Here is a 17,310-nt window from a genome sequence, read left to right as displayed (position 1 = left end):
TTCTGACGCATCGTCATGCGGAATCACGCATGGACACGTTCACTACCGAGCGTTACTGTGAATGCGTGCTGAGTGACGTTTCGACATCGACGGCCCGGCCACCGGCGGATGCCGTTCTCAAGGTGCTGCGCACGCGCAGCGCGGTCCGCCACTACACCGACGACCCGGTAGACGACATATTGATCGACCGCATGCTCGACGCGGCGATCGCCGCACCGACCGCGGCCAACCGTCAGGCATGGGCCTTCGTGGCGATCCGGGAAGGGATCACCGTACGCCGGGTCAGAGCCTTCGCCCCCGGGATCATCGGCGACCCGTCCGTCATCGTCGTCGCGTGCGTCGACCGAGATCGGTGCGCGGAGGACCCGGGCGGCGGGCACAGCCAGCTGTGCCTGGCGATGGCCGTCGAAAACCTGCTGCTGGCCGCCCACGCCCAAGGACTGGGCGCGTGCCCGGTGAGCAGTTTCTGTGGCCCCGCGATCGGCCGGCTGCTGGAACTCCCCTCTCATATCGAGCCGCGTTTCATCGTGCCGATCGGATATCCGGCGCAGGAACTCGCCTCCCCCTGCCGTCGGAACAGAAACGAGGTCATCAGCTATGAGCGATGGGGGAAAGTCACCCGCCCTCCCGCCCGGATCGGCTGAGGACATCGCCGTCCTCGCCGCGTTCCTCGTCAGCAGCGGGATCGGCCTGCCGTACCAGCCGCCGTCGTACGGCCCCTTCAGATTCCTCGACGCGGCCCGTCGGACATTGCGCATCCTGGAGAGCGGAGGGGTCCACAACTCCGCGCTGGTGAACGTCCGGCAGCAGATCGACGCGGCCCTCTTCGCACCCATCGAGAACATGGACTTCGCCGAACTGCTGGAAAGCCTCGCGTTGGAGATGGCGGACGGCCTGAGGACGATGGGCGCTGGCCCGGGCCCGGACCTTGACGCGAACTCGGGGTCGGCCTCGGGCTCGGCCTCAGATTCCAACTCGGGCTTCGAGGAAACGGTCGCCTAAGGCGATCTGCGCCGCTTTTCCAACTTTCCGGCTGTTCCAGCTTTCCGGCTTCGCGGATTCCTGGGTCTTCTTGCTCTCCGGTTCTCCGGGTTTCCGGCATGCCCTCGCCCGTCACGAGTGGAAAGTTCTGTATGACCCTCTCCTCACACGTGTCCGTCTCCTCGGAATTCGAGGTAATTCCCCACACCCCGAACTGTCAGCGCGTCTTCGACCTCGGCGACCACCTGCTCATCGGGGTCAGCCCCGGCAACAGCTATTTCAGCATCTCCAACCTCGCGCTCCTGATGCGATGGGGGCACGCCACATTCCGGCGCGTGGACGTGGTGTGCCCGGACAGCAGCCTGGTGTTCACCTACCGGGCGCTCGGATATCCCGAGGAGACCGCTGCCCGGAAGGTCCGCAAAGAGGTGTCCGGCGTACTGCGCAGAATCCGCCGGGCGTGGGAGCGCAGTGACGTGGCGGTGGCGCGGCAGCACACCCATCTGCTCTCGGACCTGTCGGAACGCGACGCCTACCGGGAGCTGCGTACCAGAGCGGAGAACGCGCTCGCCGAGGACAAGGAGTTGTACCGCGTCTGCTTCGAGATGACCCGCCGCTCCCTGAACGCGGCGGCGCGCGACGGTACGTGCGCCACGGACGACAGAGTCGCCCTGGCCATGGAGTACCTGGTCGCCGAACTGCCCTTCTTCGTCGACACCCCGAGCATCCTCGATGTGCCGACCTCCACGATCAGTTACCACGCGCCCGTCGATTTCGCGGACCTCCTCTACACCGGCCGCAGCGTGCTGCGTGCCACCGCCGAGCAAGGCCACATTCTGCTCAAGGAAAGGCAGCTCCCCCGATGAACAGCGACGAACTCCCCTTGCGTTTCCCGTTCAGCCGGCGAGGTGACGAGGTACCGGTCGAGTGCGACTGGTTGCGCAGGAACCGGCCGGTGGCCCGGGTCATCACCCTGGCCGGTGACGAGGCATGGCTGGTCGCCTCCCACGAACTCTGCCACCAGGTGCTCACCGACCCCCGCTTCAGCCTGTACGCGACCGCCGACGACGGCGTGCCCCAGCAGTACGCACGCGCGTTCCCGCCGGACGCGGTGAGCAACATGGCGAACATCACCAGCGCCGGGCTGCGCGACGAGGTGATGAAGTCCCTTTCCCCGCGCAAGAACGAGGAGTTGACGCACTTCCTGCGGGCGACCGCGGAGGCGCTGATCGACAAGGCCGTGGCGGGCGGCAGCCCCGTCGACCTCTGGGCCGGTTACGCCTCACCGCTCTCCATGCGCCTGATGACGGAGATCCTCGGCCTGCGCGACGCCGACGAGACGGCGCTGGCGGCGCGCTGCGACGTGGCCATGGGCACCAGCGCTCACACGCCCGCCGAAGCCGCCCGCAACTGGGAGGAGCTGCGCGCCGTCATGGCCACGGCTCTGCGCCCGGACCGCCGCCGGGCCGCCGGACTGCTGCCCCGCCTCGCGGCGCTCCGCGAGGACCGGCCGGAGGACGAGCTGACGGTGACACAGCTCTGCGACGTCGGTTGCAACATGCTGGTCGCCGGTTACGAGAGCCTCGCGGCGTTCCTGGGCCACGCCATCATGCTCCTGGCCGGTGACCAGGAGCAGACGACCCGGCTCCGCGAGACGCCCGCGCTCATGCCCCGGGCCATCGAGGAGCTGTACCGCCGCAACCTCTCGATCGGCGACGGCCTGCCCCGCCTGGCGACGGAGGACGTGCGGCTCGGTGACACCGACGTGGCCGCCGGCTCCCTCGTACTGGTCTGCGTCGAGGGCGCCAACCACGACCCCGAGGTGTTCCCCGAGCCGACCCGCCTGGACATCGACCGCGCCGCCAACCCCCACCTGACCTTCGGCGGCGGCGCGCATTACTGCCCGGCCACCAGCCTCAGCCGGCTGCACGCCCACATCGGCCTGGAGACGCTGCTGGCGAGGCTGCCCAAGCTCGTACTGGCTATCCCCGCCTCGGAGTTGACCTGGAGCTGGGGGATGATCAAGCGTCTTCCGAAGGCGCTTCCGGTGAGACTGTGACGTCAAGGCGGCCGGGCGGCCGGTCACCGGTCGCAGGCCGCCCGGGACTGCCCGCCGCCGGCCGGCGGGTCAGGCCGTGTGCAGCCGCAGCCCGTACCGCTGGAGGATCTCGTTCACCGGCTGGTACCACGTCTCGCCGCCGCTGCCGCAGTTGCCCCAGCCGCCGGATGTCACGCCCTGCGCCTGGTCGCCGCTGATGAACGAGCCGCCAGAGTCGCCGCCCTCGGCGCAGACGCTGGTCTTGGTGAGCTGGTGGACGACGCTGCCGTCGGAGTAGTTGACGGTCTCGTTCTTGGCGAGGAGCCGGCCGCAGCGCCACTTCGTGGTGGAACCGGAGCGGCAGATCGACGCCCCGACCGGCGCCTCCGCCGAGCCGCGCACCAGCTGGTCGGGGACGCTGCCCCAGCCGAGTACGACCGGCACGGTCCACCAGCCGTTGCCGACGGACACCCACGCGTAGTCGTTGTCGGGGAACGACGAGCCCTGGAAGGTGCCGATGGCGGAGCCGTCCCAGCCGCGCACCGCCGCGCCCGCCCGGCCGCAGTGCCCGGCCGTGACGAAGCCGCCGTGGACGGAGAAGCCGATGGAGCAGCGGACGTTGCCGGTGTAGTACGGGTCGCCTCCGACGGTTCCGGCGGCGTAGGTGCGCGGCGCCTCGGGGACCGTGTCGACGCGTACGGGCGCGGTGGCGCGGGCGCGCCGCAGGAACGCCGAGACATCGTTGTCGCCCCGGTGACCGGCGACGACATCGACGACGACGCGATTGGCCCGCGGGTCGACCCGCCAACTGGCCACGTCTGACGGCGCCTTGAACTTGTCGATGCGCTTCTTCGTCGTGTCCAGGGCGGCGGCGCTGTGCTTGACGAGCCGGACGTCGACTCCCCCGGCGGCCCGTCGTACGTCCGAGGCGACCTGCCGCTCGGTCACGGCGACGGTGAGCCGACCGCGCTTCGCGTCGAACCAGGCGCCGCCGAACGCCGGGCCGGCCGCCCTCCGTGCCGCGCGCTCGGCCTTGACGGCCCGCCGCTCGTCGGCGAGGCGCTCGCGCGCGGCGGCGGGTGTCAGACCGAGGTCGCGGCGCATGGCGTCGAGGAGGGCGGCGGAGGCGGGCGGCCGGGGCGCGGGGCGGGAGTCGGCCGCTGCGGTGGGGGCGAGGCCCGTGGCGGCGCAGGTGGCCGACGCGAGCAGGGCGGACAGGGCGAGGCGTGCTCCGGTTACGCGTCTCACTGGGGGACCTCTCGTCGTTCCAACGGGGTGGGGGTGGAACAGGGTTACGTTGCTGAGAGCGCTCTCATTCGGTGCGCGGCAGAGCGTAGGGAGAGGGCGCGGCCAAGTCCATACTCTTGGCCGCGGTCATCGATCTGACATCGCGATCGGTGGCGTGAAGAACATGTGTTGGACTCATGGATCGGCCTGCGGTGAGACTCCGAGGCATGACAAGTCCAGCGATGTCAAAGGGTGTTGGCGGGGCGAGCAGCGGCGTCCCCCGCAGCGACCTGCCGCGCACGTTCCTGACGGCGGTCACCCCTGTGGTGTGGGGGACGACGTATGTCGTCACCACCGAGTTCCTCCCGCGGGAACACCCGCTGTTCGCGGGGCTGCTGCGCGCCCTGCCCGCCGGTCTGATCGCCCTGGCCCTCTCCCGGACGCTGCCGCGCGGCACGTGGTGGGGGAAGGCGGCGGTGCTCGGGGTGCTGAACATCGGGCTCTGCTTCCCGCTGCTGTTCGTCGCGGCCGAGCGGCTGCCGGGTGGCGTCGCGGCCACGCTGGCGGCGATCCAGCCGCTCGTCGTCGCCGTCCTGGCCGTGGCGGTCCTGAGCGAGGCCTTGTCCGGGTGGCGCCTCGCCTGGGGCGCGGTGGGCGTCGTCGGTGTCGGTCTGGTGGTGATCGGGCCGGACGCGGCGCTCGACATGGCCGGGGTCGTGGCGGGCCTGGCGAGCGCGGCCTCGATGGCGCTCGGGGTGACGCTCACCAAGCGCTGGGGGCGGCCCGCCGAGGCCGGGCCCATGGCTTTCGCCGGGTGGCGGCTCACCGCCGGGGGCCTCTTCCTGGTGCCGGTCACCTTCCTCGCCGAGGGGGCGCCTCCCGCGGTCGACCTGCCCGCCGTGCTCGGGTACCTGTGGCTCGGCCTGGTGGGGGGACTGATCGCGTACGTCCTGTGGTTCCGCGGCATCACCATCTTGCCCGTAGCCTCGGTGGCGGTCCTCGTCCTGCTCTCGCCGCTGGTCGCCGCGGTGCTCGGCGCCGTCGTACTCGGCCAGACGCTCGGCCCCGTCCAGCTCTTGGGGTTCGCGCTGTCCCTCGCCGCGATCGTCGCGGGCCAACTGCCGGCTCCCGTAGGGCTCGTACGGAATCGGCGGACGCCCGGGCCGGACGACCTGGCGTCCCCGTGACACGCCGAAGTCTCCTCCCTGAAAGGACCTCGCGATACCGGACAGGTAGCTCGCCCACGTCACGGGTGCGAAGCCGAGGTGCGGCGGGTGAAGAACGCCGCCGATGCCACCGCCTTGCGCGAGTGGCACGGTCAAGTCCGCCGGGCGCCCGCCTCGCCGCTTGCCGTGCGGCCGCCGCCGAGCAGGCCGAAGACGGCCACGCCCAGCACCAGGCAGACCCCGGCCAGCCCCCACAGCACCGCGTGGAACGCCTCGTCGTACGACCGGGAGGCCGTTAGCGTGGTGAGCACCGAGCCGTACAGCGCCACCGCCACCGCCTCGCTGCCGAGCCGCAGTGTGTTGAGGAAGCCCGCGGCCATGCCCGCCTTCGCGGGGTCGACGAGCGCGAGGGCCTGGCCGTCGACGAGGCCCGCGGCCAGGGCCATGCCCGCGCCGGTGACGATCATCGGCAGGGCGATGACGGCCACGGACACGTCCGGCCCGAAGAGGGTCAGGGTGGCGTCGCCGACGGCCAGGGCGGCCAGGCTCACGTAGATGATGGTGAGCGGCGGGACACCGCGGGCCACCAACGTGGCGGCGAGCAGCGGGAAGACGAGCATCGGCGCGGTGAGCAGCACCATCAAAAGCCCGGCGGCACCCGTGCCGCGGCCGGTCACCTCCGTCAGGTAGCTCGGCAGGTACGTGAGCATCGTGACGAAGCCGAAGGAACCGGCGACCGGCACCAGGCACAGGCCCAGGAAGCGGCGGTTGCGCAGCAGGCCCAGGTCGAGCATGGGGTGGGTGCGGCGCTTCTCGACGGCGGCGAAGGCGGCCAGCGCGACGGCGGCCCCGGCGAAGAGCCCGAGCACGCCCGCGCTGCCCCAGCCCCACTGGGAGCCCTGCACGATGGCCGTGGTCAGCAGCACCATGGCGACGACGAAGACCGCGCTGCCGGGTACGTCGACACGCGCGCCGGCCGGACGGGGCGTGGCCGGGAGCGAGCGGGCGATGGCCGGTACCGCGGCGAGGGCGACGGCGAGGGCCACCGCGTGCACGGCGAAGACCCAGCGCCAGCTCACCGTCTGGAGCAGCGCCCCGGAGAGCGAGGGGCCGACCGCGACGCCCACGCCCGCGACGGTCCCGAAGAGCGCGAACGCCTTGGCGCGCGCCGGGCCCTCGTACACCGTGGACAGGATCGCGGAGCCGCAGGAGAAGATCGCCGCGCCGCCGATGCCCGCGAGGGCGCGGGCCGCGTCCAGGAGGAGGACGTCGGAGGCGAGGGCGCTCGCGAGGGAGGCGACGGCGTAGACGGCGGCGCCGGCGGCGAAGGCCCTGACGCGGCCGACGATGTCGGCGACCGAGCCCCAGACGAGGGTGAAGCAGGCGAAGGCGACGTTGAAGGCGTTGACCACCCACTGGAGGGGCGCGGGTCCGGCGCCGGTGTCGGCGCCGATGCCGGGCAGGGCGACTGCCGTCCCCGAGATGGACATCGGGACGACGAAGACGGCGAGGAGGATCGCGGCGAGCGGAAGCCACGGCGGCTTCGGTGGTGCCGCCATGGGTGTCGCGGGCGCGAGCGGTGCCTGTGGTCCGGGCATGGCTGGGAGACCCCCGAGAGGAGACGATGAGGTTCGGAATTGATCGAACCTGACCCTGGCATGCCCGCGAGGTACGATGCAAGTCGAACCTACCGAGGAAGGCCTCCCATGCCGGACGACGACGGACACCCCCTCCCCGAGGAGATGGACCTGCGCACGGTCCTGCACGCGCTCGCCGACCCCTTGCGCCTCGGGGTGATCGCCCGCTTCCTGCGCGAGCCCGCGGGCACCGAACGCACCTGCGCCTCCTTCGAGTTGCCCGTGTCGAAGTCCACGACCTCGCACCACTTCAAGGTGATGCGCGAGGCGGGCCTGCTGCGCATGGTCGACCACGGGAACAGCAGGACCGCCGTACTGCGCAGGGAGGAACTGGACGAGCGGTTCCCGGGGCTGCTGGACCTCGTCGCCGCCGGATAACCAGGTGCGCCCCGGCACGCGGACGGCTAGCGTGCCGCCCATGTCCGTGACCAAGTAACTCCAGGTGCCCCACCCGCCCCGCGGGTCCGTGGCACGGAAGCGTCCTGTCTTCCTCAGCCCCCGCCGCACACCGGCCCGGGGCCGACCTGGAGTGCCCTTCACGTGAACATCTTTTCCGTACGCTCCTCCGCGCGCGGCCACGCCCCCTCGCGGCGCACGCCCGCCCTCGCGCTGCTCTCCCTCCTCCAGTTCCTCATCGCCGTCGACGTGACCGTCGTCAACGTCGCCCTGCCCGCCATCGGCGCCCGCTTCGACGCGGACGCCGCCTCACTGTCGTGGGTCGTCACCGGTTACACGCTCGTCGGCGGCGGCCTCCTGCTGCTCGGCGGGCGACTCACCGATCTGCTCGGGCGGCGGCGGATGTTCCTGCTCGGCGCCGCGCTCTTCGCCCTCGCCTCGCTCGCGGCCGGACTCGCGCCGAACCTGGAGACCCTGATCGCCGCCCGCTTCGCGCAGGGCGCGGGCGAGGCCCTCGCCTCCCCCGCCGCGATGTCACTGATCGCCCTGCTCTACCCCTCCCCCGAGGAGCGCGCCAAGGCGCTCAGCGTCTGGGGCGCGATCTCCGCGACCGGTCTCGTCGTCGGAGTCCTGCTGTCCGGTGCGCTCGTCCAACTCCTCGACTGGCGCTGGATCTTCGGGGTCAACGTGCCGATCACGGCGGCGGTACTCGTCCTGGCTCCGATGCTCGTACGCCCCGACGGGCCGCGCCCCGAACGGCCCGGCCGCCTCGACCTGCCCGGCGCCGCCCTGCTGGTGGCGGGACCGCTCGCCCTGGTCTACGGCGCGCTGCGCGGCTCACCGGCCGCGCTGCTCACCGGGGCCGCGCTCCTCGCCTCGCTCGTCGCCGTCGAGGCACGGTCCACGAACCCCCTGGTGCCGCTCTCCTTCTTCGCGCACCGCGTCCGGGCGCTCGCGAACGCGGCGACGGTGCCGCTCAGCGCGGCGCTCTCGGGCACCTTCTTCCTGGCCACGCTGTACCTCCAGGAAGTCATCGAACTCACGCCGCTCCAGGCCGGGTTGGCCTACCTGCCGTTCTGCGCCGCGCTCCTGCTCGCGATCTCCCAGGTGGCCCGGCTGATCGGCGCGCTCGGCGTCACGTACACGGCGCTGCTCGGGCTGCTCCTGACGGCGGCCGGGCTAGGTTGGCTCGCCCGGCTCCCCGACCACGGCGACCTGTGGACGGACATCATGCCCGGCATGCTCGGCGTCGCGGCCGGGATGGGCATCGGCCTGGTGGCACTCCAGAACGCGGCCCTCTCCGATGTCACGGAGGACGACGCGGGCACCGCGTCCGGCGTGCAGCGCTCGGTCGACCAGCTCGGCGGCTCGCTCGGCCTCGCCGTCCTGGTGGGTACGGCACTCGGCGGCGGCACGCCCCAAGGACCGGACTTCCGGGCGGCGTTCGGATGGGCGGCGCTCGGGGTGCTGGCCGCCGCTGCGTCCGTGGTAGTGGCCCGGGCATCGGCGGGCCGCTCGACTCGCGGCATCCGGAGCTGAGTTCACGGCAGTTGACGGCAGTTGTCGGCAGGTCACGGCAGTTCACGGGCATCCGGAGGCAAGCATTCCAGTTGCCGATTTGGAAACTAGATGCCAGAGTCGCAACCGGAAGGAAGCGGCGCCCAGAGGAGAGATCAGCCGTGGCACGACAGCTTGACGCAGCCCACCAGCTCAAGGTCATCGATGGCGCCCCTCGACTGAGCAGGCCCGCCGGAGTCGGCGAGCGCGTGCTGGGCGTGTTCTCCGTCGGCCTCCTGCCGGCCGGGCTGGCCGCGGTGAGTGCGAACAGCATTCAAACTGCCGTGCGCGTGCTGGCTCTCGTAGCCGCCCTGGCCCTGATGACGGGCTGGTACTGGTTCCATCTGGGCGCCACGCGCCGCAGGCCCCACACCGCGACGGAGAACGCGGCGGTGGTGTTCGCCACGATGATGCTCGGCGCCCCGGGGTCCAAGATTCTCTGGGACAACCCGGCACCCCTCGGAGGGTCCCTGATCGCGGCGGCCCTGCCGACCGTCGGCCTGCTGGTCTACCTGGTCCTGCGGTGGAGGCGCTGAGCATGACGCACGAGCAGCCGCGCACACGTCTCGTGACGGTGATGCACTCGCCCATGCGCCTGGCGATCCTCGGCTCTCTGCGCCATGTGCAGCAGGTGACGTTCGCCGATCTGCGCGAGGCGCTGGACCTGTCCGCCGCCGAACTGTCCCGGCAGCTCGCCATCCTGGAGAAGGCCGAGCTGGTGGAGATCGCGAAGCTGCGCGAGCTGCGTCGGCCGGTGACGCAGGTCCGGCTCTCGGAGTCAGGACGCGAACGGTTCGAGGAGTACCTGAGGCATCTGCGCCAAGTCGTACAGGAAGACGTTCAAGAAGACGTCCAGGTAGTCGGCGTTCAGGAAGACGGCGTTCAGGAAGACGCTCCTTGAGAGCCCATCGAGACCTCCTCTAAGATCCACGACGACATCGCGTGCCGGTCACCGACCGGGTGAGGCATGGAGGTGTCAGGAGATGCCCTGTGGAGGCATTCCTTGTCACTCGAGCTGAACCACACGATCGTCCACGCCCGGGACAACCGGGAGTCCGCCGAGTTCCTCACGGACCTGCTGGGCCTCGAAATCACCCAGGAATGGGGCCCGTTCATCGCGGTGGCCCTGAACAACGGCGTCACTCTGGACTTCGCCACCATCCCCGCCGAGCACATCACCCCGCAGCACTACGCCTTCCTCGTCTCCGATGCGGAGTTCGAAGCGGCGTACGAGAAGATCCGGGCGCGCGGCATCCCGCACTGGGCGGACCCGCACCAGAAGCAGCCGGGCGAGATCAACCGCAACGACGGCGGCAAGGGGGTCTACTTCCTCGACCCGTCGTCCCACGCGATGGAACTGATCACGGTGCCGTACGGCGGCTAGGCCGGCCCGGTCAGGGGCGCGGGGAACTGCGCGCCCAGCCCCCACAGCCCGCAGATGGAAAGACGAGGGCCGCACCCCGTACGAATACCGGGGTGCGGCCCTCAACCGCTGTCTGCCGAAGGCTACTTGCGGATCAGGCTGCGCAGCACGTACTGCATGATGCCGCCGTTGCGGTAGTAGTCCGCCTCACCGGGCGTGTCGATGCGGACGACCGCGTCGAACTCGACACCCGTGTCGGTGGTGACCTTCACCGTGCGAGGGGTCGTGCCGTTGTTCAGCTCGGTCACGCCGGAGAAGGAGAAGGTCTCCTCGCCGGTCAGGCCGAGCGACGAGGCCGACATCCCCTCCGGGTACTGGAGCGGCAGGACGCCCATGCCGATGAGGTTCGAGCGGTGGATGCGCTCGTACGACTCGGCGATGACGGCCTTGACGCCGAGGAGCGCGGTGCCCTTGGCGGCCCAGTCGCGCGACGAGCCGGAACCGTACTCCTTGCCCGCGAGGACGACCAGCGGGATGCCCTGCTCGATGTAGTTGCGCGAGGCGTCGTAGATGAACGAGACCGGCGCGTCCTCCTGCGTGAAGTCACGCGTGAAGCCGCCCTCGGTGCCCGGCGCGATCTGGTTGCGCAGGCGGATGTTGGCGAACGTGCCGCGGATCATGACCTCGTGGTTGCCTCGGCGCGAGCCGTAGGAGTTGAAGTCGCGGCGCTGCACGCCGTGCTCCGTGAGGTACTTGCCGGCCGGGGTGTCGGCCTTGATCGCACCGGCCGGGGAGATGTGGTCGGTGGTGACCGAGTCGCCCAGCTTCGCCAGGACGCGGGCGCCCGTGATGTCGGAGACCGGGGTGGTCTCCATCGTCATGCCCTCGAAGTACGGGGGCTTGCGGACGTACGTCGACTCGGTGTCCCACTCGAAGGTGTTGCCGGTCGGGATCGACAGGGCCTGCCACTGGGCGTCGCCCGCGAAGACGTCCTGGTAGGACTTGTTGAACATGTCCTCGCCGATGGAGTTGGCGACGACGTCGTTGACCTCGGCCTCGGTGGGCCAGATGTCCTTGAGGTAGACCGGGTTGCCGTCCTGGTCGGCGCCGAGGGCCTCGGTGGTGATGTCGATCTTCATCGAGCCGGCGAGGGCGTACGCGACGACCAGCGGCGGGGACGCCAGGTAGTTCATCTTGACGTCGGGGTTGATGCGGCCCTCGAAGTTCCGGTTGCCGGAGAGGACGGACGTCACGGCCAGGTCGTGGTCGTTGACGGCCTTCGAGACCTCCTCGGGCAGCGGGCCCGAGTTGCCGATGCAGGTGGTGCAGCCGTAGCCGACGAGGTTGAAGCCGACCTTGTCGAGGTACGGGGTCAGGCCCGCCTTGTCGAAGTAGTCGGTGACGACCTTCGAGCCCGGGGCGAGGGTGGTCTTGACCCACGGCTTGCGGGTCAGGCCCTTCTCCACGGCCTTCTTCGCGACGAGCGCGGCGGCGACCATCACGTACGGGTTCGAGGTGTTGGTGCAGGAGGTGATGGCCGCGACCGTCACCGCGCCGTGGTCCAGCTCGTACGTCGAGCCGTCGGCGGCGGTCACGAGGACCGGGTTCGACGGGACGCCGTTCGTGGTGGCCGGGGCGTCGGAGGCCGGGAAGGACTCCTTGCCCGCCTCGTCCACGGAGTCGACGTAGTTGCGTACGTCGATCTTGAACTGCTCGGCGGCGTTGGCGAGGACGATGCGGTCCTGCGGGCGCTTCGGGCCGGCGATGGAGGGGACGACCGTGGAGAGGTCCAGCTCCAGCTTCTCGGAGAAGTCCGGCTCGGCGGCCGGGTCAAGCCACAGGCCCTGCTCCTTGGCGTACGCCTCGACGAGCGCGACCTGCTGCTCGGAGCGGCCGGTGAGCTTCAGGTACTTCAGCGTCTCGTCGTCGATCGGGAAGATCGCGGCGGTGGAGCCGAACTCCGGCGACATGTTGCCGATGGTGGCGCGGTTCGCGAGGGAGGTGGCGGCGACGCCCTCGCCGTAGAACTCGACGAACTTGCCGACGACGCCGTGCTTGCGCAGCATCTCGGTGATCGTGAGGACGAGGTCCGTGGCGGTGGTGCCCGGCTTCAGCTCGCCGGTCAGCTTGAAGCCGACGACGCGCGGGATGAGCATGGAGACCGGCTGGCCGAGCATCGCGGCCTCGGCCTCGATGCCGCCGACGCCCCAGCCGAGGACGCCCAGGCCGTTGACCATCGTGGTGTGCGAGTCGGTGCCGACCAGGGTGTCGGGGTACGCCTGGCCGTTACGGACCATGACCGTGCGCGCCAGGTGCTCGATGTTGACCTGGTGGACGATGCCGGTGCCCGGGGGGACGACCTTGAACTCGTCGAAGGCGGTCTGGCCCCAGCGCAGGAACTGGTAGCGCTCCTTGTTGCGGCCGTACTCCAGCTCGACGTTCTGGCCGAAGGCGTCCGCCGTGCCGAACTTGTCGGCGATCACGGAGTGGTCGATGACCAGCTCGGCCGGGGCCAGCGGGTTGATCTTCGCGGGGTCGCCGCCCAGCTCCTTCACGGCCTCACGCATGGTGGCGAGGTCCACGACACAGGGCACGCCGGTGAAGTCCTGCATGATCACGCGGGCCGGCGTGAACTGGATCTCCTGCGACGGCTGCGCCTGGGAGTCCCAGTTGCCGAGCGCGCGGATGTGGTCGGCGGTGATGTTCGCGCCGTCCTCGGTGCGGAGCAGGTTCTCCAGCAGCACCTTCAGGCTGTAGGGAAGGCGTGCGGAGCCCTCGACCTTGTCCAGCTTGAAGATCTCGTACGACTCGTCGCCCACGCGCAGCGTGCTGCGGGCGTCGAAGCTGTTCGCCGACACGACAGTCTCCTTCAGATTTTTCGCGCGTTTCGTCACATCCTGCCGCCACGACTCCTCGTCGATCCGCTAAGGTAAGACTTAGTTAGGTAACCCTTACCCAGTGGCGGCTTCTGGTGCGCCTCGGCAGATATCTCGATGTCGAGATAACTCTAGTACATGACCCGGCGTGACGACGAGGCACGTCGTCACTTTGTGGTGCCCCGGGCCGCCGCGCCGCGCCGCCCCCGCCGGCTCCGGGGTGGCGGCATGCGGCGCGCCCCCTCTCCGGAGCGGCGCGCGGCGCTCGCGGGGGGCTCGGCTTGGCCGGGCGTCCCCCTGTCGGCCGGGGGCTGCCCGAAGGTCTCGGCGGGCGGATGGGGCGGCGCGAGGAAGGGCCTCCCCCGTCGCGCACCGCGAGGGAGCAGCCGGGCGTCTTCCCTGCTCGCGGAGGCTTTGAGGGCCTCGCGGGCCGCGTGTCGGCGCGGCAGGGGTGACGCTTTCGGGAGCCGGTGCGCGGCTGATATCGCGTGCGCGGCGGGGATATGACATGTCGTCCGATGGCCGATATCGCTCCGTCGAGGTGCGCCGCGCGCCCGGCGGAGGCAGAGTGGGCCCTGACGCACCGTCGTCGGCAGGACGCGCGGCCGCCGCCCGAGTGACGCGGGCGGCGGCGGGGCTCCCGTCCGCACGGCCGCCCGCGTCGGCAACTCCCTTGCCGGGGGCGGCCTCCGAAGGACCGCTCCTCGAACGGCCCACCCCAGCGCGCGCGTCATCTCATATCTGAGATAACCTGCGACACATGGCAGACGACTACCTCGTACGCATCGGCAAGCTCATCCGCGACGCCCGCCAGCACCGGGGCTGGACGCAGACGCAGCTCGCCGAAGCGCTCAGCACCAGCCAGAGCGCCGTGAACCGCATCGAGCGCGGCAACCAGAACATCAGCCTTGAGATGATCGCCCGCATCGGTGAGGCGCTCGACAGCGAGATCGTGTCGCTCGGCTACGCCGGGCCGATGCACCTGCGGGTGGTCGGCGGCCGTCGGCTCTCCGGCTCCATCGACGTCAAGACGAGCAAGAACGCGTGCGTGGCGCTGCTCTGCGCGTCGCTGCTCAACAAGGGCCGCACGGTGCTGCGCCGGGTGGCCCGCATCGAGGAGGTCTACCGCCTCCTGGAGGTGCTCAACTCCATCGGCGTACGCACCCGTTGGATCAACGACGGCGTCGACCTGGAGATCGTGCCGCCCGCCAAGCTGGAGATGGACGCCATCGACGCGGAGGCCGCGCGCCGCACCCGCTCGATCATCATGTTCCTCGGCCCGCTGCTGCACCGCATGGACCGCTTCAAACTGCCGTACGCGGGCGGCTGCGACCTGGGCACCCGCACGATCGAGCCACACATGATCGCGCTGCGCCGGTTCGGCCTGGACATCGCGGCGACCGAGGGGCTGTACCACGCCGAGGTCGCGCGGGACGTCTCCCCCGACCGGCCCATCGTCCTGACCGAACGCGGCGACACCGTCACGGAGAACGCGCTGCTCGCCGCCGCCCGCAGCGCCGGTACGACGGTCATCCGCAACGCCTCCTCGAACTACATGGTCCAGGACCTGTGCTTCTTCCTGGAGGCGCTCGGCGTCAAGGTCGAGGGCATCGGCACGACGACGCTGACCGTGCACGGCGTGCCGACCATCGACGTGGACGTCGACTACTCCCCCTCCGAGGACCCGGTCGAGGCGATGAGCCTGCTCGCCGCCGCCGTCGTCACCGAGTCCGAGCTGACGGTGCGCCGGGTGCCGATCGAGTTCCTGGAGATCGAGCTGGCGGTCCTGGAGGAGATGGGCCTCGACCACGACCGCTCGGCGGAGTACCCGGCGGACAACGGCCGCACCCGCCTCATCGACCTCACCGTGCGCCCCTCCAAGCTGGAGGCGCCCATCGACAAGATCCACCCGATGCCGTTCCCCGGCCTGAACATCGACAACGTCCCGTTCTTCGCGGCCATCGCGGCGGCGGCGCAGGGCAAGACGCTGATCCACGACTGGGTCTACGACAACCGCGCGATCTACCTCACGGACCTCAACCGCCTGGGCGGCCGCCTCCAGCTCCTCGACCCGCACCGGGTCCTGGTGGAGGGCCCGACCCGCTGGCGCGCCGCCGAGATGATGTGCCCGCCCGCACTGCGCCCCGCCGTGGTCGTCCTGCTCGCCATGATGGCCGCCGAGGGCACGTCGGTACTGCGCAACGTGTACGTGATCAACCGCGGGTACGAGGACCTGGCGGAGCGGCTGAACTCCGTGGGGGCGCAGATCGAGACGTTCCGGGACATTTGATACGACGATGCCGCCGCACCCCGTCTGACCTGCTATTTAGCGGGTCAGGGAGGGGTGCGGCGGCATGTCTGGGACTTCTCTGGGACTTTGGGCCCCGCAGCGGGCTACGAGCCACGCTCCACGGGCTCTACCGACCGACCACGGCCGCAGCTACGCGAAGATCGCGTCGATGGCGGCGCTGCCTCGTGCGCCGGCGCGGGGCAGGAAGTGGGAGTACTTCCGCAGCGTGAACCCGGGGTCGGAGTGCCCCAGCCAGCGTGCCAGGGAGACGATCGATTCGCCAGCCTCCAGTTCCTCGGAGGCGTAGAAGTGGCGCAGGGCGTGAAAGCCGTGCTCCCGGGACGGCTCCCACACGCGAGCACCGTCGGTGCTGCCCTCGTCCAGCGGGGCGATCACACCCGCCGTGGCCAGAGCGGGCTTCCACACGTAGGAGTTGAAGTAGTTCCGGTTGATGGCCTTCCGCTCGCGTCCCGTCACCAGGAGGTCGTAGGTCCTCGGCCGCCGATGCTTGGCCTCCACCGGCGTCTCGGCCGGAGTCGGGTCGTCCCAGGGCAGTGTGACCGGCACCGGCGCGAATTGCTCCGTGTGCTGCCGGATGGCCTGGGCCACGCTTGACGGCAGTGGCACGTCCCGGACCTTGCGCCCCTTGGGAAGCGCAAAACACAGCTTCGCCCGCACCATCTTGACCTGCCGCCGGACGTGCACGACCTCCTTCTCGAAGTCGATGTCGTCCGCTGAAAGACCGAGCGCCTCCCCTTGGCGGAGCCCGAGACCTGCTCCGATCACGAGAAGGAGCCGGTAGCGATCCGGCAGGGCCTCCCGTACCGCCAGGACCCGCTCGGGCGGCCACGCCTCGACCCTGCCGGGTGCGGCGGCCGGAGGGCCGACAGTGCTGGACCGGCATGGGTTGCGTCCGAGGCGACGGTCCTCGACCGCGGCCTGGAGGACGCTGGAGAGCGTCGCCCAGACCAGACGGATCGAGGTCGGACCGAGGTCCTTCTCCAGCCGCTTCTTCCAGTGGCGCAGGGCTTCCGTACCGATGGCGTTGAGCGGCTGAGCACCCAGGTGGGGAACGATGTGCCGGCGTACCCTCTGCTCGATCCGTTCGATCGGACGGGTCACCGCTCTGGGTGGGCCACCAGTGGGTCGCGATGTAGTCCTTGAGGGAGATGGCCCCATCGCGCGGATCGACGAACTCGCCACGGCGAGCGTCGGTCTGAGCCTGGGCGAGCCAGGTCTTGGCGTCCTGGAGGGCGTCGAAGGAACGGTCCTTGACACCGGGGATGCCCTTGACGCGATAGCGGGTGCACTTGCCGTACATGGCGGTACGGTCACGTTTGCCGGTCTTCGGGTTGGGGCGCTTCTTCAGCCATCGGTCTTCTATGTAGCCGGCCAGGTGGAACTCCTTGGTGATGGGGATGGCGGCAACGCTCTACGGCGCTTGGGGGTTCAGGCGCTGAGGAAGCGGCTCGACCGCTCCTGCAGAGGGGTGTTGAGCGGGTTGAGGGCCGGGGTGGAGCGGGAGTCGGCCTGTTCCTGTTCGCGGACCCAGGCGTCGAGCGCTTCGAGCCGGTACATGACGCGACCGCGGGTTCCCATACGGAAGCTCGGGGGTCCCTGGCGACGGTGGCGCCAGACGTAGAGCGTGTGGGGTGAGAGGCCGAGATAGTCGGCGGCGTCCTTCACGGTCAGGAAGGCGGCGGATGTGGCGCCTGAGGAAGCGGTAGCGGCAAGCGAAGATCGTCCAGGCATCGGTGGTTCTCTGTGAGGTAGGGGCGG

Annotated in this window: 16 protein-coding genes; 11 read left to right on the top strand and 5 right to left on the bottom strand. The window is 70.3% G+C overall.

The features are described 5' to 3' along the window. Positions 1-29: 29 nt before the first annotated feature. The 4 genes from J2N69_RS29155 to J2N69_RS29140 all read left to right on the top strand — a co-directional run bounded on the left by J2N69_RS29155 (position 30) and on the right by J2N69_RS29140 (position 3,040). Entirely contained in the window at positions 30-644 is a 615-nt protein-coding gene (locus J2N69_RS29155; RefSeq protein ID WP_230903336.1) for a nitroreductase family protein, read from the top strand. Beyond that, a complete protein-coding gene (locus tag J2N69_RS29150) occupies positions 598-1,002 on the top strand; it encodes a DUF6092 family protein (protein ID WP_230903335.1) in 405 nt (134 codons plus the stop codon). Before J2N69_RS29155 ends, J2N69_RS29150 begins: the two co-directional genes overlap by 47 nt. 131 nt (positions 1,003-1,133) lie before the next feature. Next, on the top strand, positions 1,134-1,847 hold the full coding sequence (locus tag J2N69_RS29145) for a tRNA-dependent cyclodipeptide synthase (protein WP_230903334.1): 714 nt from the start codon (positions 1,134-1,136) through the stop codon (positions 1,845-1,847). Further along, positions 1,844-3,040, top strand: a complete 1,197-nt coding sequence (locus tag J2N69_RS29140) for a cytochrome P450 (protein ID WP_230903333.1) — start codon at positions 1,844-1,846, stop codon at positions 3,038-3,040. The genes J2N69_RS29145 and J2N69_RS29140 overlap by 4 nt, the downstream gene beginning before the upstream one ends. Positions 3,041-3,109: 69 nt before the next feature. Here J2N69_RS29140 and J2N69_RS29135 read toward each other — a convergent pair whose 3' ends face one another. Then, complete coding sequence (locus tag J2N69_RS29135; protein WP_408056821.1) at positions 3,110-4,267, bottom strand: S1 family peptidase; 1,158 nt, start codon at positions 4,265-4,267, stop codon at positions 3,110-3,112. Positions 4,268-4,488: 221 nt separating this feature from the next. Here J2N69_RS29135 and J2N69_RS29130 point away from each other — a divergent pair, with 221 nt between their 5' ends. Next, positions 4,489-5,433, top strand: coding sequence for an EamA family transporter (locus tag J2N69_RS29130; protein ID WP_230903332.1), 945 nt, complete (start codon positions 4,489-4,491; stop codon positions 5,431-5,433). Positions 5,434-5,564: 131 nt separating this feature from the next. Here J2N69_RS29130 and J2N69_RS29125 read toward each other — a convergent pair whose 3' ends face one another. Beyond that, complete coding sequence (locus tag J2N69_RS29125; protein WP_230903331.1) at positions 5,565-7,010, bottom strand: MFS transporter; 1,446 nt, start codon at positions 7,008-7,010, stop codon at positions 5,565-5,567. 108 nt (positions 7,011-7,118) lie between these two features. On the opposite strand from J2N69_RS29125, the gene J2N69_RS29120 reads away from it, so the two are divergent. From J2N69_RS29120 to J2N69_RS29100, 5 genes are all read left to right on the top strand, one after another. Beyond that, complete coding sequence (locus tag J2N69_RS29120; RefSeq protein WP_127908955.1) at positions 7,119-7,427, top strand: ArsR/SmtB family transcription factor; 309 nt, start codon at positions 7,119-7,121, stop codon at positions 7,425-7,427. A gap of 162 nt (positions 7,428-7,589) precedes the next feature. Beyond that, positions 7,590-8,984 (top strand): MFS transporter, encoded by a 1,395-nt coding sequence (locus J2N69_RS29115; protein ID WP_230903330.1) that lies wholly within the window; start codon positions 7,590-7,592, stop codon positions 8,982-8,984. 140 nt (positions 8,985-9,124) lie between these two features. Then, positions 9,125-9,538, top strand: coding sequence for a hypothetical protein (locus tag J2N69_RS29110; RefSeq protein WP_230903329.1), 414 nt, complete (start codon positions 9,125-9,127; stop codon positions 9,536-9,538). Positions 9,539-9,540: 2 nt separating this feature from the next. Beyond that, a complete protein-coding gene (locus J2N69_RS29105) occupies positions 9,541-9,903 on the top strand; it encodes a transcriptional regulator (protein ID WP_230903328.1) in 363 nt (120 codons plus the stop codon). A gap of 102 nt (positions 9,904-10,005) precedes the next feature. Continuing rightward, positions 10,006-10,386 (top strand): VOC family protein, encoded by a 381-nt coding sequence (locus J2N69_RS29100; RefSeq protein WP_230903327.1) that lies wholly within the window; start codon positions 10,006-10,008, stop codon positions 10,384-10,386. Positions 10,387-10,508: 122 nt separating this feature from the next. Here the strand turns inward: J2N69_RS29100 and acnA are convergent, their stop codons facing one another. Next, positions 10,509-13,223: an aconitate hydratase AcnA gene (acnA, locus tag J2N69_RS29095; protein ID WP_230903326.1), complete on the bottom strand. Its 2,715-nt coding sequence runs from the start codon at positions 13,221-13,223 to the stop codon at positions 10,509-10,511. A gap of 778 nt (positions 13,224-14,001) precedes the next feature. Between acnA and J2N69_RS29090 the strand changes: the two genes are divergently transcribed. Beyond that, positions 14,002-15,531 carry a helix-turn-helix domain-containing protein gene (locus J2N69_RS29090; protein WP_230903325.1) on the top strand — a complete coding sequence of 510 codons (1,530 nt, stop codon included), beginning with the start codon at positions 14,002-14,004 and terminating at the stop codon, positions 15,529-15,531. 150 nt (positions 15,532-15,681) lie between these two features. Here the strand turns inward: J2N69_RS29090 and J2N69_RS29085 are convergent, their stop codons facing one another. Next, positions 15,682-16,653, bottom strand: coding sequence for a tyrosine-type recombinase/integrase (locus J2N69_RS29085; RefSeq protein WP_230903324.1), 972 nt, complete (start codon positions 16,651-16,653; stop codon positions 15,682-15,684). A 327-nt stretch (positions 16,654-16,980) separates the two neighbouring features. Further along, positions 16,981-17,283, bottom strand: a complete 303-nt coding sequence (locus J2N69_RS29080) for a helix-turn-helix transcriptional regulator (RefSeq protein WP_230903323.1) — start codon at positions 17,281-17,283, stop codon at positions 16,981-16,983. Positions 17,284-17,310 lie beyond the last annotated feature (27 nt).

The sequence above is a fragment of the Streptomyces huasconensis genome, assembly GCF_021028635.1.
Taxonomy (GTDB): domain Bacteria; phylum Actinomycetota; class Actinomycetes; order Streptomycetales; family Streptomycetaceae; genus Streptomyces; species Streptomyces huasconensis.
Note: the sequence above shows the minus strand (reverse complement) of the source record. Positions and strands in the feature narration are given on the sequence as shown.

What these genes read in the sequence shown, in the direction of transcription:
- J2N69_RS29105 (WP_230903328.1), top strand. Translation starts at nt 9,541, where the DNA reads ATGACGCACGAGCAGCCGCGCACACGTCTCGTGACGGTGATGCACTCG.
- J2N69_RS29145 (WP_230903334.1), top strand. Translation starts at nt 1,134, where the DNA reads ATGACCCTCTCCTCACACGTGTCCGTCTCCTCGGAATTCGAGGTAATT.
- J2N69_RS29140 (WP_230903333.1), top strand. Translation starts at nt 1,844, where the DNA reads ATGAACAGCGACGAACTCCCCTTGCGTTTCCCGTTCAGCCGGCGAGGT.
- J2N69_RS29130 (WP_230903332.1), top strand. Translation starts at nt 4,489, where the DNA reads ATGTCAAAGGGTGTTGGCGGGGCGAGCAGCGGCGTCCCCCGCAGCGAC.
- J2N69_RS29080 (WP_230903323.1), bottom strand. Translation starts at nt 17,283, where the DNA reads ATGCCTGGACGATCTTCGCTTGCCGCTACCGCTTCCTCAGGCGCCACA.
- J2N69_RS29155 (WP_230903336.1), top strand. Translation starts at nt 30, where the DNA reads ATGGACACGTTCACTACCGAGCGTTACTGTGAATGCGTGCTGAGTGAC.
- J2N69_RS29120 (WP_127908955.1), top strand. Translation starts at nt 7,119, where the DNA reads ATGCCGGACGACGACGGACACCCCCTCCCCGAGGAGATGGACCTGCGC.
- J2N69_RS29090 (WP_230903325.1), top strand. Translation starts at nt 14,002, where the DNA reads ATGGCAGACGACTACCTCGTACGCATCGGCAAGCTCATCCGCGACGCC.
- J2N69_RS29150 (WP_230903335.1), top strand. Translation starts at nt 598, where the DNA reads ATGAGCGATGGGGGAAAGTCACCCGCCCTCCCGCCCGGATCGGCTGAG.
- J2N69_RS29125 (WP_230903331.1), bottom strand. Translation starts at nt 7,010, where the DNA reads ATGCCCGGACCACAGGCACCGCTCGCGCCCGCGACACCCATGGCGGCA.